This is a genomic window from Hymenobacter sp., from assembly GCF_035709525.1.
Classification (GTDB): domain Bacteria; phylum Bacteroidota; class Bacteroidia; order Cytophagales; family Hymenobacteraceae; genus Hymenobacter.
In genome coordinates, this window is the sequence record NZ_DASTEP010000215.1 from 37,072 (window position 1) to 52,031 (window position 14,960).

General features: G+C 56.8%; 14 protein-coding genes. 8 read left to right on the top strand and 6 right to left on the bottom strand.

Annotation, left to right across the window (positions count from 1 at the left end):
* Nucleotides 1-15 precede the first annotated feature (15 nt).
* Complete coding sequence (locus tag VFO93_RS19045) at nt 16-570, top strand: hypothetical protein (RefSeq protein ID WP_325135972.1); 555 nt, start codon at nt 16-18, stop codon at nt 568-570.
* Between the two features lie 106 nt (nt 571-676).
* On the opposite strand, the gene VFO93_RS19050 is transcribed toward VFO93_RS19045, so the two are convergent.
* On the bottom strand, nt 677-1,378 hold the full coding sequence (locus VFO93_RS19050; RefSeq protein ID WP_325135973.1) for a hypothetical protein: 702 nt from the start codon (nt 1,376-1,378) through the stop codon (nt 677-679).
* Between the two features lie 359 nt (nt 1,379-1,737).
* Between VFO93_RS19050 and VFO93_RS19055 the strand changes: the two genes are divergently transcribed.
* A complete protein-coding gene (locus tag VFO93_RS19055) occupies nt 1,738-2,007 on the top strand; it encodes a helix-turn-helix transcriptional regulator (protein ID WP_325135985.1) in 270 nt (89 codons plus the stop codon).
* 220 nt (nt 2,008-2,227) lie between these two features.
* On the opposite strand, the gene VFO93_RS19060 is transcribed toward VFO93_RS19055, so the two are convergent.
* Nucleotides 2,228-2,455, bottom strand: a complete 228-nt coding sequence (locus VFO93_RS19060) for a helix-turn-helix transcriptional regulator (RefSeq protein WP_325135974.1) — start codon at nt 2,453-2,455, stop codon at nt 2,228-2,230.
* Nucleotides 2,456-2,576: 121 nt separating this feature from the next.
* Between VFO93_RS19060 and VFO93_RS19065 the strand changes: the two genes are divergently transcribed.
* A complete protein-coding gene (locus tag VFO93_RS19065; RefSeq protein ID WP_325135975.1) occupies nt 2,577-3,185 on the top strand; it encodes a hypothetical protein in 609 nt (202 codons plus the stop codon).
* 239 nt (nt 3,186-3,424) lie between these two features.
* Nucleotides 3,425-4,021, top strand: a complete 597-nt coding sequence (locus VFO93_RS19070; protein ID WP_325135976.1) for a hypothetical protein — start codon at nt 3,425-3,427, stop codon at nt 4,019-4,021.
* Nucleotides 4,022-4,770: 749 nt separating this feature from the next.
* Here VFO93_RS19070 and VFO93_RS19075 read toward each other — a convergent pair.
* The 4 genes from VFO93_RS19075 to VFO93_RS19090 all read right to left on the bottom strand — a co-directional run bounded on the left by VFO93_RS19075 (nt 4,771) and on the right by VFO93_RS19090 (nt 8,402).
* Nucleotides 4,771-5,601 (bottom strand): hypothetical protein, encoded by an 831-nt coding sequence (locus tag VFO93_RS19075; protein WP_325135977.1) that lies wholly within the window; start codon nt 5,599-5,601, stop codon nt 4,771-4,773.
* Nucleotides 5,602-5,763: 162 nt separating this feature from the next.
* On the bottom strand, nt 5,764-6,015 hold the full coding sequence (locus VFO93_RS19080) for a hypothetical protein (protein ID WP_325135978.1): 252 nt from the start codon (nt 6,013-6,015) through the stop codon (nt 5,764-5,766).
* Nucleotides 6,016-6,288: 273 nt separating this feature from the next.
* Nucleotides 6,289-7,440 carry a DUF5712 family protein gene (locus VFO93_RS19085; protein ID WP_325135979.1) on the bottom strand — a complete coding sequence of 384 codons (1,152 nt, stop codon included), beginning with the start codon at nt 7,438-7,440 and terminating at the stop codon, nt 6,289-6,291.
* A gap of 236 nt (nt 7,441-7,676) precedes the next feature.
* Nucleotides 7,677-8,402: a hypothetical protein gene (locus VFO93_RS19090; protein WP_325135980.1), complete on the bottom strand. Its 726-nt coding sequence runs from the start codon at nt 8,400-8,402 to the stop codon at nt 7,677-7,679.
* A 3,259-nt stretch (nt 8,403-11,661) separates the two neighbouring features.
* On the opposite strand from VFO93_RS19090, the gene VFO93_RS19095 reads away from it, so the two are divergent.
* The 4 genes from VFO93_RS19095 (at nt 11,662) to VFO93_RS19110 (ending at nt 14,521) form a co-directional block, all read left to right on the top strand.
* Nucleotides 11,662-11,937 (top strand): hypothetical protein, encoded by a 276-nt coding sequence (locus tag VFO93_RS19095; RefSeq protein ID WP_325135981.1) that lies wholly within the window; start codon nt 11,662-11,664, stop codon nt 11,935-11,937.
* 138 nt (nt 11,938-12,075) lie between these two features.
* Nucleotides 12,076-12,645, top strand: coding sequence for a helicase-related protein (locus tag VFO93_RS19100; RefSeq protein WP_325135982.1), 570 nt, complete (start codon nt 12,076-12,078; stop codon nt 12,643-12,645).
* 630 nt (nt 12,646-13,275) lie between these two features.
* Nucleotides 13,276-14,094: a ParA family protein gene (locus VFO93_RS19105; RefSeq protein WP_325135983.1), complete on the top strand. Its 819-nt coding sequence runs from the start codon at nt 13,276-13,278 to the stop codon at nt 14,092-14,094.
* Nucleotides 14,095-14,098: 4 nt separating this feature from the next.
* Entirely contained in the window at nt 14,099-14,521 is a 423-nt protein-coding gene (locus tag VFO93_RS19110) for a hypothetical protein (RefSeq protein WP_325135984.1), read from the top strand.
* The last annotated feature ends 439 nt before the right edge of the window (nt 14,522-14,960 follow it).

Below are 14,960 nucleotides of genomic sequence, written 5' to 3' on the forward strand. Positions count from 1 at the left end.
TCTTCTTAGCTTCTAATGTCTTCCTTATCTTCTTCGCCCCTGCCCTATGCGCAGGCCACGGCGAGCCAACGTGCCCAGCTCGGGCACTACCTGCAAGTCCGCTTGCGGCTGCACTTTCCGACCTTGCCCGCACGCGCCTTCGACCGGGCACTGGCGGAGTTTCGTCCCGTACTCTGGCTTATCGGAACGCAGGTGACGCTCACTCCGGACGACTTATTGCAGCTAGTCCAATACCTGAGCCATTCGCCCGAGCTACCCCTGCTTGACCCGCCGCTTTTCGGCCGGCCCGCGCTGGAGTTGGCCCAGTACGTGCTGCACACGAGCGAGCTAAGCGTCGGGGTGCTCACGGAGCTAGCCCGCACGCCGGACACGCGCTGCGGTCCCCACCTCGGCGCGCTGCTCCGGCGCACGGCCCGGCTCTACCCGCTGGCCGAGCAAGTGGTGCAGGCCCAGCGCTGGGACTTACCCGGCTGCCCCCGACTACCCCCGGGCATCCCGGGCGGGGGACCCGCGCCCGGTAGCCCGGTGGTTGAACAACTACTGCAACACCTCGTACCACTAGCTGCCTAGCCAACCGGCCAACGGATAGTCAACTAAGCCAGAGAGTGCCTGCTACGCGGCGCCTACCCCTGGCTTAGTTGACCAGTTCCTGCTCCCACCTGACCTGCCGGACGGCTCACTTGTTTCGCCTCTTTTTTCTGGTGCCCGCGCCCGCCAGCAGGTCGGCCAGCACCGACGGAAAGGGTTCCTCCATCAAGCTGGCCAAGGCCCCCACTGCGCGCAGCGAGAGCCGGCCTGGGTTGGCGTGGGCTTCCCGCAGCGAGGCCGCGCTGATGCGCATCGCCTGACATAACTCGCGCACCGTGAAGCCTATTTTGCCATTGGCCCGCGGGTGCTGCTGGACGATGTCGCCGAACGTGCGGCGGGTAGTGGCCAAGCTGCCTTCCGGCGCCGGTGCTGGGGGCGCCGGGGTGGCCGCCGGCGCCGGGGGTGTCCCCGCCCCGGAAACGTCAACGGCCGCAGCATCCAGGGTTGCTGGCACGGGCGGCGGGCCAAGCACCAGCGGGGCCGGCCGGGGCGCTTCGTCCGCGAACTCGTGGGTCGCCGCGTCGACCCGCGTCGCGGTGGCCTCGTCCTGGGCCAGCGTCACGGCTAGCTCGTCAAGGGGCGGGTTACCCACTGCCGGGGTTTCCTCTAGCTGCACCAGGTCCTGCCGGGCCAGGTCCTGAGGAGGAGGGGTGCGCTGCGCCGATAGGTCGGCGGCCGCCGGCCCGAACACGGGTGGGTCGGGCACGGGGGAGGCGGGGGTAGCGGCTAGGCGTTGCACCAGTTGCTCCAGCACCGACCCCTCCAACCACACCACCGGTCCCTGCACCACCAGGTCGGGGTTGACGTCCCGGAAGGTGTCGCTCCAGGTGGCCCAGTCCAGCCCTGGAAAGCGCGCGGCCAGTCGCTCCGTGGCATAGGCCAGCGCCTGCGCGGCCTGCCGTGCCGAAGCGGAGACGAAGGGGATGCGCCCAGCCCCTGGGGGCAGCGCGGGCAAATCAGCTGGTAGCATGGCTAGAAAGTTGGGGTGCTCCGGCCCAGCCCACCAGCTGGGCTAATTAGCAGGGGCAACGAGGGTCCGGGGGCAGGGAAAAAGACGGCAAGGGCCACAAAGCTAGGTACGAGCAGGCAATTATGGACATATATGTCCATAATTGCCTGCTCTGGCCTTCCCGGCTTGCTACGTGAAAAATCCGGCCGGTCTTCAAGCCTACCCACCGGTTCCGCCCGTTGCGGAAGGCCCGGGGCTATTCCCAGCAACAGCTGGCCGACATCGCCCACGTCGAGCAGTCCACCAGCAAGCGCTTGGAGCTGCGGCAGCTCACCCCAACCCTTGACTTGCTCATCTCCCTGAGTCGGGCCCTGGGCCTGGAGGTACGCGACTTGGTCGACGACCCGGCCATCACCCACTCCGACCTGGAGATGCCGGTCAGCAAGGGCGCGGAGCCCCTCTTACCTTGACGAGCTGCGAAAGCTGGCCTGGGAGCTGAGGAAGAGGGGCTATTGAGGCTGCGCTTGGGGGCAGCAATCGCGTCGTAGAAGCAATGGGCGACGAAAAGCTGCCCGCCATCGCCTGCGAGTTGGTCGATAGGGTGCGTGAAAATACGAGTATCGACTCGCAGCAGCAGGCAACTATCCCGGCTACCGCTGCTGCGACGGGCACGTACCGCCTTTTGCGCAATCAGGCAGTGGCCGGAAAGGTCACCAATTCGGCCAGGGAAATTTCCAGTCCTTCGGCCAGGCACACGAGCACGTCCAGCGTGGGGGCTGTCTGCGCCGTCTCCATGCGGTAAATTGTCTTCTTGGTGATGTCCGCCGCGTCGGCCAGCGCCTGCTGACTCCAGCCTCGGGCCTCGCGCAGGCGGCGCAGGTGCTGGCCGAAGGCCTGAATGCTGGCCGGTTTCTTCATCGCTGCAAGCTGCGGCCAGCCGGCGAGCATCTTGTGGACATATAGTTCCCCTTTTGCAAAAAGAGGTGTAAGTTTGTGCGGTTCCTGTTCCTTCACCAGGCAGCCCGTCGCTCCCCCGTTCATGACTCCTGCACCCAACCCCACCTCCGTTTGCATCCCCTACGCCCAGGCAACGCCGCGCCAGCTTTCCCTGGCCCTGGCTTACGCGATGGGGGCCCTGCCCGAGCACTTTCCGACCCTCAGCTTCGCGGCCTGGGGCAATGCCCTGCTCCAGTTGAAACCCGCTGTGTGGGTGGCGGGCGACGCCGTGTCCTTCGACGACGAAGCCCTCCAACACCTGACGCAGCGGCTGGCGGCCTCCGAGGAGTTGCTTAAGCTCGACCCGCCTGTCTCCCCGGACCGCGCCGCCTACGTGTTCCAGCGCTTTGCCAACTACCAGGACGAAGCCCTGGAGGCGCTGCCCGATATCGCCGCCAATCCGCTGGCCTACAGCCACCGCGTCTTCACGCTGGTGACCAATCTGGCGCTGGGCAACGCCGTGGCCGAGGAACTCTTCCACGCCACGCACCAGGGGCCGCAGGAGCGCCCCGGCCGCGTGGACTCGGCGCTGACCCGCGCCACGGTGCACGAGCAGGTGCGGGCGCTGCGCCGCGCCCGCGGCGAGGTGGGCCACCAGTTCGTTCCCGAGCACCCGGCTGGGCCGGCCCCGGAGGCCGCCCCTGGCCAGTAGCCGCTCGCGGCTAGGCCCGACGACGCGCACCCGGTCACGGGGCATCGGCTGACCATTTAAGACTACGCCTGCTGGGGAGCGGGCTGGCGACTTGCCTCGTCCCCCAGTACTGCCTTACCAGGCTAACCCCAGTCCTGCCTGGGCCACTGCTACCGAAAGCCAGGACCATTTTCAAAGCAATAAGAGACTGTTGCCTAGCTATTCCCCGCCATTTCCTTGCTGCTTACTTTCTGCTTACCATGCTTCTTGCCTTCCGCTTCTGCGTAGCTACCGCCTCACTGCTTACGCTGACCGGGTTGCTGCTGACCGGCTGCTCCTCCCCCAGCCCGGCCACGGGGGAAGCCCCGGCAACCGCCGGTACTGCCGCTGCCCCCACCCCGCAGTTTCCCTTCGGCAGCCGGGTCGATTCGCTCAACGGCATCGCGGGCCACCCCTTCGGCCAGCCCCTGAGCGCCTTTTCCAACCTGCGCCCGCTGCCCCCCACCCCGGGTACGTTGACGCGCACGTATTCTTATGAAGGGAAAGAAGGCTGGTTTGGCCAGCACCAGGCGCAGGTCTCGACCCAGCTCTACTATTTTCTTGATGGCAATTTCTGTCGCTTCCTAGCCATCGGCAACTCGACCGTGCTCCGGCCGGAAGTCACCTACCTGTTCGGCCCTGGCCAGGCGGAAGGGAAGTACCGGCTTTTCTGGGAGGGCAGCCGAGCGCGGGCCGCGTACGTGGAACAGGCGCGGGGCTTCGGCATGGAAGGTCGCCTCGACGTGCTGAGCAAGGCCTTCGAAGCCGAGCAGGCCGCCCAGGCCCAAACCAAACTCAAAGCTGAGAATGCTCAGTAACATCCAGGATAGGACTGGTAGTGTCTACCGTCAGGTAACAACGTCGGCCAACGAGTAGCAGTTTCGCTTACCAGAACTCATCCCGAACCGGTCGGGCCAACTTCGCATGCCAGCCAGCGACACCCATCTGTCTAGGAGTAGTGCGGCACCCACCTGTTTTCGTACTGGAGCGCATTAAAAAATGCGGGAATGCTTTACTGTAGAGTTATCCTAGCTATAGACAGGGCAAACCGTCCATCCTCATCAAACCGGTTTGCCCCACCCTCTTCAATGAACTCCCAGTTGAGCCCGCAGAAACGCAAAGTGGCCCCATTCGTCGGGGGAAAATTTCAGTAGCTAGCAGTCTCCGATAACCCACACTTATTCATGCTTTTACCACTCACAAAGACTAGTAGAGGCACCGTTACGCCTAAACTGCAAAAGCCCCTTAGCCCACTGTTAAGGGACTTTTGCAGTTTAGGCATAGCGGCCTATTTCTTATCTAGTGGCAGGCTACTGAGTGCGGGGTTGCACGTTGGCCCTATCGGCCTGCCGCCCTTGCTGCTACTCCTTACGGTGGTAGCTGTCCAAGTCACCCTGTTGCGATGCAGTCAGCCTTGCCACCTAGCTCTTTACCTGCGTATGCAGTAGCCCTGGCACGGGCAAAGTTACTGTCATTGGTAGCCAAGGCGCCAGCGATTGCCTTCAATTCCCCCACCCCACTAATTTGGCTCTTGGCTGCCCCATATCATTCTCGGTTTGCCGCTTCGTCATTTCCGGAATAGTCGGATTACCTCAGCTGCCAACGTCGGTCGGCGGCGAACTTCGGCCGCTGCACTCTGACCGGGCTCCGTGACGCTGTTAAGTACCTGAATAAGCTTAGTCTTATCACTGGTAACGCCGGCTTCGAGGATGGAGTACGTCACTTCCCGCAGGTTGGCAGATTTATGCGACTTCACTTCATAGCCGGCTTTTCTACCCACCTCATTCAGGATAAAGCCTAGCACGTGCTCGTTACCGCTCTGGAAGGGCCAAGTCGCGCTGTACTCCAGATGATAGGTAGCCAAGCGCTCTATAAACACTGGTTTCTCCAGTCCGCGCAAGTAGTTATCCTCAGCGAGCCGTTCGCTCAGCTCCTCCAGGCGCTCATTTACCTTACCGGTGGCCAGTAGGGTAATCGCCTGCCCACCGGCCCCCAAGCGGCTGTCATAGTCTTTAAACAGTTCCGCTTCGGGGTTGTCTTTGGCAGCTAGTTTCGCAAGCAGTAACTCGTCATTGCGGGTAGCTCCCGGGGCCGCGTAGACATCCTGCATTACGTAGCCGTGGATAGCCCGCAGGTGAACCGTATCAAACTTGCCAGGAATGTAGGCATCCCCGACCCTAAACTCGTGCGCCCGTAAGCCCCCAGCCACATCCTCTACCATCTGCAAGGTCACGGCATCGGTAATCTTGTAGTTGTTTTCGGGAATCGGCGCGAAACGAGGGGCGCCAGGTTTTAATTCTGGCTTTTCGGGCGAAGGAGCGCTTCTAGCTTTGTTCTCAGTATCGCCAGGAATTTGTTGTCGCTTGAGGGAAGAGAAAAAGAAATGGTCTTCTGCCATAATAGTTTACTTTATCAAGATGAAATAGGTAATGTGTAGGCTCAGGCACGCTAATCCCAATCGCGCACCTCATCTACTTCTGAGCCACCGTGCCAGGCTGAATCTCCTTGGCGTTAGCCACTAGCTGTTCCGGCTTGTGAGCCTGCGGCTATCTTACCTCTGCTACCGGCCATCCTTTGTGTAGTCAACGAAAGTTGGTCCGTCGGCCTCTTCGTTGGCAGCCATTTCAGCCTCTTCGCGTGCCAGCGTTGCCCGCTCCTCGGCTTCATCGGCTAGGCGGGCCAGAACAACTGGCGCACGCTTCAGTGCGTCTTGAATTAACTGGTAAACCATTCGCTCAAATTCCAGTTCCCCCGCCGCGTAGGCTTTCAGGACAGGCTGCTGCGTGGGGCACTGGAAGTGGGGGTTCTCCACTAGGTCGGCGTATTCAGCCGTAGGCGGGGGGTGAGGGGACTGAGCATTGCTTCAAAAGGCTAGAGGTATGGTAAGATACTAGTAATCGACGCCACCAACTGAATTGGCTTTGTTTTTCGCATCCTAAGCAACCTTCAACAGCCTTTCTGTGGGGAGAGTATTTGACGCGCTATTAGGGATGGTAGTCTTTACCTCTTGGCGGATACGCCCGTGGTGTTGCTAGAAGGTGCAAAAAAATAAGCGTACTTAAAGATTAAGGAATAGAGTAGGAATCTACATTTCGTTTTCGTAGTCCTGTTGCTTCTCGGCCTCGCTGCGCACGTCCTGCGCTTTTCCTTTTGGAGCCATTGCTCTCGATAGTCTACTAATAGTTTGCTCCAATGCCCTGGCCGTTCCTCCACCGAGGTCCTGCTCACTAGTAGGGCTTGGAATTCCAGCTGGTGCAGCAAAATTCCTCGCCGCTTCCATTCGCAACTCACCAGCTTGGCTTACTCTGCCGGTTGCTAAGTAGTCGTAAGGCTGGTGCGTGTAGGTTCCCTTCTCCGCATTGCGTTCAATCTTTCCGAGCGTCGCGTAGAAAATATTATCATAGCTACGCTCTTTCGCCACTTCCTTTACGCGTGTTGGGTCGAGTTGCTGACTGGCATCGAGTTTGGAATTGAGTCGGGTAACCTGTGTGTTCAGCCGCGCATCCTTCGCGGCAAGCTGCTGTTCAGTCAGCGGTTTTTTCTCGCGCTTGTTGGCGGCCGCCTTGGTGGTAATCTCTTCGGCCTTTTCCGCGATGAGTTCCTTCCGGGTGAGGTCGGGTTTCATCAGGTCGAGATTACCCATCCGGCCAAACTGAATTTCAAACTGGGCCACGGCTTTCGCCTGGAACTGCACGCGATTGAAGCGGTCGGGAGTGCTCAACGGATTGAGCGTGATTTTCTGCTCGGCATCCCGCGCTGAAACCGTTACGTGAATGTGGGTTTGCAAACCTTCCTTCCGCTCGCCCTGCACGCCCTCATCGGTGCTGCGGTTCTTGCGGTCCTGGTGAATAATGGCCGCCCAAACCAGGTTGGGTTCGCCCAGCTCCTTGCCGTTTTTAAGCGTGAAGTTTTTGGCGTAGTCGTCCATCACGTGCTGGGTGTAGCGCTCCAGGGCCTTCAGGTCGTTGCCCATGTAGGCCAGTTCCTCGGGGCTCGGACTCAGCACGAGCGAGTAAAACTTGGCGTCATCTTTTCGCAGGCCCTTCACGTTGCCGTCGAGCATAGCCACCACTTCCTCGGCGGTTTTGTTCGGACTGCCTGGCGCACCAAAGAAGGTCGCCTCCTCGCCGGCCGCCTTCGCTTCCTTCACCAGGTAATTCGTAGTCCGCAGTGAACTACCCTTGTTGTCGTACACTTTTTTCCCGTTGGTCTTGGGATTAATTACCTTGGCATACATGAAAAGAAATGGAAGAAGTGCGATAGATTTCCAGTGTAATTCCGGCTCGGTTGGCGCGTCGGTTGGTGCTAAAAAACGAATCGGTTACAACCGGGATTGATGCGCCGGTTGTAACCGAATTTGTAACGGGTCGGCTAGCGTTCGCTTATAAAGTCAGCTTCAAACCGTCGCCCCTACCCACGGTTGGTAACGCAGTTTTCTGCATCAGCTTTCGCAATGAACTGTCGCATCCGGGCTCAGGGTTTGGGCGGTGTAGCTGCTGGCGCTTGAGTCGGGGCCGCAACTGGCGCTGCTGGTTTTGGTGGAACCGGCGTGGTCGCTGGCCGGCGCGTGGACACAGCTGGCGGAATCATATGGTCCGTCATAAATTTCTTTAGCTCCTGCACTAAAACTTGTTCGCGCTCATCGGTCAGTTTATCATTCTGCTCCTCCCAGAGCGAGGAAGGCTTCTTTAAAATTTCTAAATAAATTCGCTCGCCCAGGCTGCGGCCGATGTAGGCATCCCCTGCTCCGCGCATCACGTGCTCTACGAGCGGCAACAAAAGATTGTCCTCCATCGAAACCAGCCGCCTCATCAGGTTGCCCTCGATGCCCTCCAGGTACACGTTCATGTTATGCTCCTGCTGCTGCATGAACAGGTACATCGTTTTCTCAAAGCCGCGAGTCAACGCAAAAAGTCGGTTGCCAATGTCCGCGTTGTGCGCTCGCACATTGGCCACGCCCTCGCTAATCTTCGAGCGCGTGAGTGGGCCATCCAGCAAGTGTTCCTCGCGTGGGTCGAAGCCACTATCAGCGAAGTAGGCGATTGCTGCGCTCGCATACTCTCCATTGCTGACACCTAATTTTTTCGCGTGCTTGGTCAGCTTTTGAAAGGCGTCGCCTGATATCCGCACAGAGTTTGCCGCTCGCGTGGGCGCGGCCTTCTTAGCCTTTTCTGCGCCTGGGTTTATTTCTGTACTCATGGAACTAAAAATGAATGGTTAAGGCAATAATCACCACTTATAAGCTGTAAATTAATATTTTACTTTTCTAAATCACCATCTGACTTAACAGCTTGATATTTTAAAGACTAAAAAGACTAAACTAAGACTATTTATCACCAAAAATAAACTAACAATCAATGCTTTACGGTAGTAAATCACCGAGAAGCTCTGCTTCTCACTGATAATCAATGCGGTAGCTTTGATTTGAAGGACTCCTCTCGCTAACTATGACTATAAGTCGTCATTTCGGGTCGTATTGTGCCTACTAAGCTACAGGCTAGCCTACCACTAAACCTACTACTAGCGACTAGCACTGCTTCATATTTCCACGCCTACTCTATTCGCCCTATTCAGCCTCACCACGCCACTATCTCCACGCTCTATTACAATCGGGCTATCCAACTACTCAGCATCTCACCACGCTACTCTCTGCCTCTTTTGAATCACTACCGCTTCTTTCCCCTACTACTTCTACCAACTACAACGACTAGCTTTTAGAATTTCCTTTTCAACTTTTTCAGAATCCCCGCTGCTCTTTCCTACTACCCTTCGCCCAATTCTACTTCGACTCCTCCAAACTTTTCGTCGGTACCCTTCCAAAAAATCTTCCGCGCCTCACCCAACTTTCTCCCCAACTCCACTTCAACTCCATCCAACTTTTCACCGGCACCCATCTAAAAAGCTCATCACCCTCGCTCAAATTTTTCCGCAGTCCTACTTCAACTCTATCCAACTTTTCACTGGGCCCCTTCCAAAAAATCTGCTGCCCCTCCCTCAACTTTTTACCCAGCGCCACTCTTTTGCCCCTCAACTTTTTGCCGATGACCTCTCACTTTTCTGCGCCCCTTCCAAAAAATCTGCTGCCCCTCCTTCAACTCTTCCAGTGACTTTTCTCTCGACCTCTTCCAATTTTCGCCGGCACCCTAGTCTCATTTTTTCTCCAGCCGCTCCAGATTCTTTTCTCCACCACTTCACAATTTTCTTTCACTACGCTACTCATCTTCCCTCCTGCATCCCACTCACGTCTTAATTTTTTCAGTTCCCCTCATCTCATCCGTGCTACCTCTTTCGACTTAACTCCTCCCAACCTTTCTTCAAGCTGCTCCTAATTCTCGCCCCCAACCTTTTCCATTATCTCGCCCAACTTCTCCTTCCTTCCACCTGGTCTTGCTCCTCCTGCATAACTCTTTTATCCGATTCTCCACCTGCCGCTTTCCGCCTTTACTTCTTCCACGTGAGCCACTCCTTCTACTTTTTAGCCTTCAGAAAATAGTTATCCCCTCCTACGCTACCCTCCACCGCCCCCTACTTACGACTACTCCCTCCGAGGCCACCTGCTTCTTTTTCTTTCTCTCTTGTGCTCCTCCTATCCGACTTGGCCCCTTACCCAACTACTTCTACCGCCCACTTAGCTCATTCATTTATCTGCTGCCTTCCTTATACTTTTTCTGAAATCCTACGCTCCTTTTTATAACTCCATTCACCTCGTCTCCCAACTTTCCTCCTTCCTGCGCACCTAGTCAACTTCAATCTTACGACCGACTACCTCACCTTACTGGTCTCGTTTTTCTCCCCCCAGCTGCTTCCAGTTATACCCAACCACTCACCCACCCGACTATTATTTCTATTGCAACCGCGCTTCTCCAACGCTTTCCTATACCGCACTTCCCTGAAACTTCTTTAATCAATTCCACCATCCTCCCCCACCACGCTACGACTACCTACGCTAATTTTTATCTGCTACTCGCCCCACTTCCCCCGGCAATCCACCGCTCATTCTACTTACTCGACCTACAACTTTCTACTACTACCGGCGACAACTTTTGCTTACCAACTCTCTCGACCCTCCACCCTGCGGCCCGCTATCCTGCCACCTACCCCTCGCTACTCTACGCTCACCATGGCTACTTTCTGATTCCACTTCTTCCGCAACCCTACTCCAACTCCACCCAACTTTTCGCCGGCACCCTTCCAAAAAATTCCCTGTACCGCACTCAACTTCTTCTACAGCTCCCCTTCCTCGACCTTCAACTTTTCGTCGGCACCCGCCTTCCTTTTCTCTTCGCCTCGTGAAAAATTTTCCCTGCCGCACGCAATTTCTCCAGCCGCGTTTCACGCCGACCCTTTCCATTTTTACCGGCACCTTCGCTCCTTTTTTTCTTCAGCCGCGCTAGTTCTTTTCGCCAACTGCTTCCCTCTGTACCCCTACCCGACCTTCTTGCTGCCACTCCATCTTCTCTGCCAACCTGCATTTTTAACGACCTCACCCCTCGCTCCTGCCACTTCTGCTGCTTCCCTGCTTCCCTATTTTTTGCTGGCCTATCAAATCTTACGCGTCCCTCCTCTTTCAGTTAGCCCCCTACTATAGCTCCGTCCTACTTGAAGTTTTTCTGCTGTCTTCTATCCCCGTGGCTTTCTGATTTTACTTTTTAGCAGTTAAAATTTCTCCGCTGCTACTTCCCGCAACGCCCGCAACTGCTTACCTGGCCTTCTCTTCTGTGGCAGCTACTGCCGCCCATTCACCGCCGCCTCTCCACTCACCCCGCCCTTTACTTTTCTGCCTGAACCTTTACTTCTCTCCGTTGCCGCCGCCCATTTTCTCGCCCTTCTCTTCCCGCACCCAGCACCTGCCCGCCTCCTTTTGGCGGCAGCTTTCACGAGCCGCCCCCCCATTTCTCTCCTTTACTTACTCCCCCAGCAACCGCCTGTCTCCTACTCCTTCCTTGAACTACTTCTCCGCTACGCTCCCCCTGCTGCCCGAATCAGCTTCCATTTTTTCAGCAGCCCCACGCTCCTTCCCTCCAAAACACCAGCCTTTATCTCAGCTGTTGCTTGCTAAAATCCACTGCCCTTCCTGGCTACTACTACCCTTGCGCCAACTAAAACTTTCAGTCTCCCACTCCTCCTGCAGCGCTACCCCCGTCCTCGGCCAAGACACCATTGCCCATGTGCTAACGCTTTTACTTGACGGACTAGCTATACTACCTGCTGCCCTTCGCCACGTTTAGGCCTGCTGCTTCTACTTGCTGGCAGCCTGGGGTGGTCTAGTGGAAACGGACAGCGAGTTAAGGTAGGTACTGAAATAGGCCGACTTCAAATTGGTGAGGTGAGCGGTAGCTTAGGGCGGCGTGGCGGCGGTCGAGGTTGAAGTAGGTGTCGAGATGGTAGGCCACTTCTAGCCGGGCCTCGTCCAAGCTGGTAAAGGCCCCGCCGTGGGGGCAAGAACTCGGTTTTCAGAGTGATCCATCCCGCTTCGGCTTGGGCGTTCATTGCCCTGACCATGGGCCTGGGCAAGACGCTCATCGGCCTGCGCGACATGGACCGGCTGCTCACCGAAAGCCAGCTGCTCAACCAGCCATCCGGTAGGCTCTTCCTGGTGGCAGCCTCTACGCAGGCCATTCTGGACTCCTGGCCCCAGAAGGCGCACAAGTTCGGCCTGGCGCATCTGCTCGACTACCTCGCGTTTACCACCTACCGCTCGCTGGCTAAAACGCTCGCGGCCGGTTCCTACTAGAAGCTCTACCCCGACGAGTGTCACGCGCTGAAGGATTCGCACGAGCCGGGCCTGAAAGCCCACGCGGCCAAGAAGCGGAGCACCCTGGGCCTGACGGGTACGCCGCCCGCGCAGGCGAACTCAGAGAAGAGCCGGCTCGTGGCCACCTACTGCCCCATCGTGGTGGACTACACCACCGACGAGGCGGTGCTCGCCGGCCTGCTTAATGACTACCGCCTGGTCGTGCACCGGCTACCGCTACGCACCGTGCGGGACTACGTGCTCACCACCAAGTCCGGCACCCAGTTCACCACCAGCGAGCGCGAGAACTACCACTATTGGAGCAAGCGCCTGGCTAATGCTAATCGGGACCAGTTACCCATCGAAACGCTGTGCATCCTGCGCATGCAGGCCCTGATGAACTACCCCGGCAAGGGCCACTACATGCGCTACCTGGCCGACCAGCAGACGGAAAATGTTCTACTCTTTACCTCCAACCAGCAGCAAGCTGAGGAGCAGGCCGCCCACACCTACCACTCCAAGAACAAGCAAAGCGACGCCAACTTGGCTAAGTTCAACGCGGGCGAGATTCAACGGCTGGCCTGCGTAGCCCAGCTCTCGGAGGGTATCAGCATTCCTAACCTGCAGGTGGGCATTATCTGGCACGCCTTCGGCAACGAGCGCAAAGCGGCCCAGCGTATCGGTCGGGCTACTGCGCCTCAACCCTGACCAGACGGCCACCGTGCACCTACTCATGTACCAGGATACAGTCGATGAGCAGTGGGGCACCCAGGCCCTCGAATCCTTCGACCCCACTAAAACCAGCTACGTCGACGCGCCCGACTACGAACTGCTGATTGCTTCACAGACGTAGTATCCGGTTTCCTTCGAGTAAGATGGACATTAGTCCAAGACTACTTATTCTAATTGCTTAACCGTGGCTGTCCTACACCTTTTAATGCTTTCTAACTCTTAACAGGTCGGTCAGTTTTCTTGTGAGCTTCAGACATATTAACCTTGTGTACGTATCATAAGTACAGAACGCATGATGGATGATTCACATGCGATACTTATCATACGTACAGTAAGTATCGTATTTATAATCGGATAGACAACCTGTACGACAAATATGATACTTACAAGCTCTTTCAAAATTTTTACACAGGTTATCAGTGGATTAGATGCTATAATTTTACTTTGTTTACGCAAAATACATTGCCATAAAGTACCTGTGTATGCACTGCAACTTATCGTTACTATACTTATGATAATTTTCATACGTATCATATTTTTCATAGTCATTGAAAATATGATACGTATGACTTACATTTGTTTTCTACAACAGTCTTCTTATTCTCTATGCACATCATTACGTTTGCCAATCGCAAGGGCGGCGTGGGCAAAACCACCTCTGCCCTGGCTATTGCCCACCGACTGGCGCAGCTTGGCTATCAGACCTTGCTGATAGATGCCGACCCCCAGGGCAACGCCAGTTCCACTGTTGCGGAACTGCCGGCTGTGCCGGGGTCGTTGGCGGCAGCCCTAGCCACTGGTGGCGGCCTGTACTCACAGCTCAATGCAGCTGCCCCCAATCTATACTGCATTACGGCGGGTGAAGACCTTACGAGGCAAGAAAAGCTACTAGGGCAGGAAATGGACTACGGTTGGTTTTTTCGTAATGTTCTTCAGGACCTCACTATTGCATTGACTGGTGGCCAGGCCCTCGTGGCAGGGCTGCCTTCCTTGCCCGCGCAGTTTGATTTTGTGCTCATCGATACTTCGCCCTACCTGGGTACGCTGGCCGTGTCGGCGATGGTGGCCAGTGAAGCTGTTTTTATCCCGTTGCAGCCTAATTTCTTTAACAGCGAAGGTTTGACCAAGGTGGTGGAGATGGTAGGGGTCATTCGCCGCAACTTCAACCCAAACTTGCGCATTGGGGGTATCTTCTTTACGAAGTACGCCCGCACGTACCGCAAGGCACTGCACCATCAGTACGCCCGCGCGCTCGAAGCTGACCCAGTACTCGGCAAGTTGGTGATGCAGCAGACTATCCGGGAAAACGTTGCGCTGGACGAATCGCAGGCGGGCCAGCAGCCTATCTACGACTGGGCGCCTAGCTCCAATGGCGCTACTGATTATCGAGCGCTTACGGACGAATTTCTCACCCGTCTCCACTAATCCGATGCCACCCAAAAAAATGCCCCCGGTACGGCTGGCTTCGCCCGCTCCTAGTCACGACGATATTCTGCATCCTTCAGTAGCGCGGGAGCAGATTCCGCTGCAGCCAACCCAGCGAGATACGCCTACTAATATCATACGTACGGAAAGTACCGTAAGTACGGTACGTATAGAAGAAAAGGTTCCGGAAGAAAAGCCGCTGCGTATTCCGTTTACGAATAACCTACCGCCCGCTGTGTTTCGGGAGTGGTTTACGTACGCGTACATGGCTCGCCTGCCGCTGCAGGAGGTGTTGGAACGCGCACTGACGACTTACCTGCAGGATAAAGCCCAGGCGCGCGAGCCATTGCCCCCCGAACAGGAAGCCATATTGGCGGCCAAGGAAGAAGCTGAACTCAGTCGCCGTCACAAACGCTACACCAAGTAGCTTGGCCGGGCCGGGCTAGGGTAGGGGAGGAGCATTGTCTGGGTTGCTGTAGGAAACAGGAACTCTACCGCCTATCTGGCTGGTCCAGGGCACACGTTCATCGGGTTGTGTGGGTAGCAAGCTACTGATATGGGCTGCTTCGCTCAGCGGCCCGTGCCAGTAGCCTGTTGTGCGCTGGGGTAACGACACTTGCGGACTACATGTGATGGCTCGTTGGTAGAGCTATTTAGCCAGGGATTGCTGCTACTCACCTAGCACCTAGGGCCGACTTGGGGAGGGTCTAGCCAATAGCCAGCTGCAATACGGTGAAGGAGGTGCTGATAAGAAGACATCCCCTTGCTCTGAGGTAGAATTTTCAAGGAAGCAGGGAGGTATCGAAGCCGGTGTTGGTGCGAGAAAAGCTTCGCAAGGGGCCGACTCATGTATATACATGAGTCGG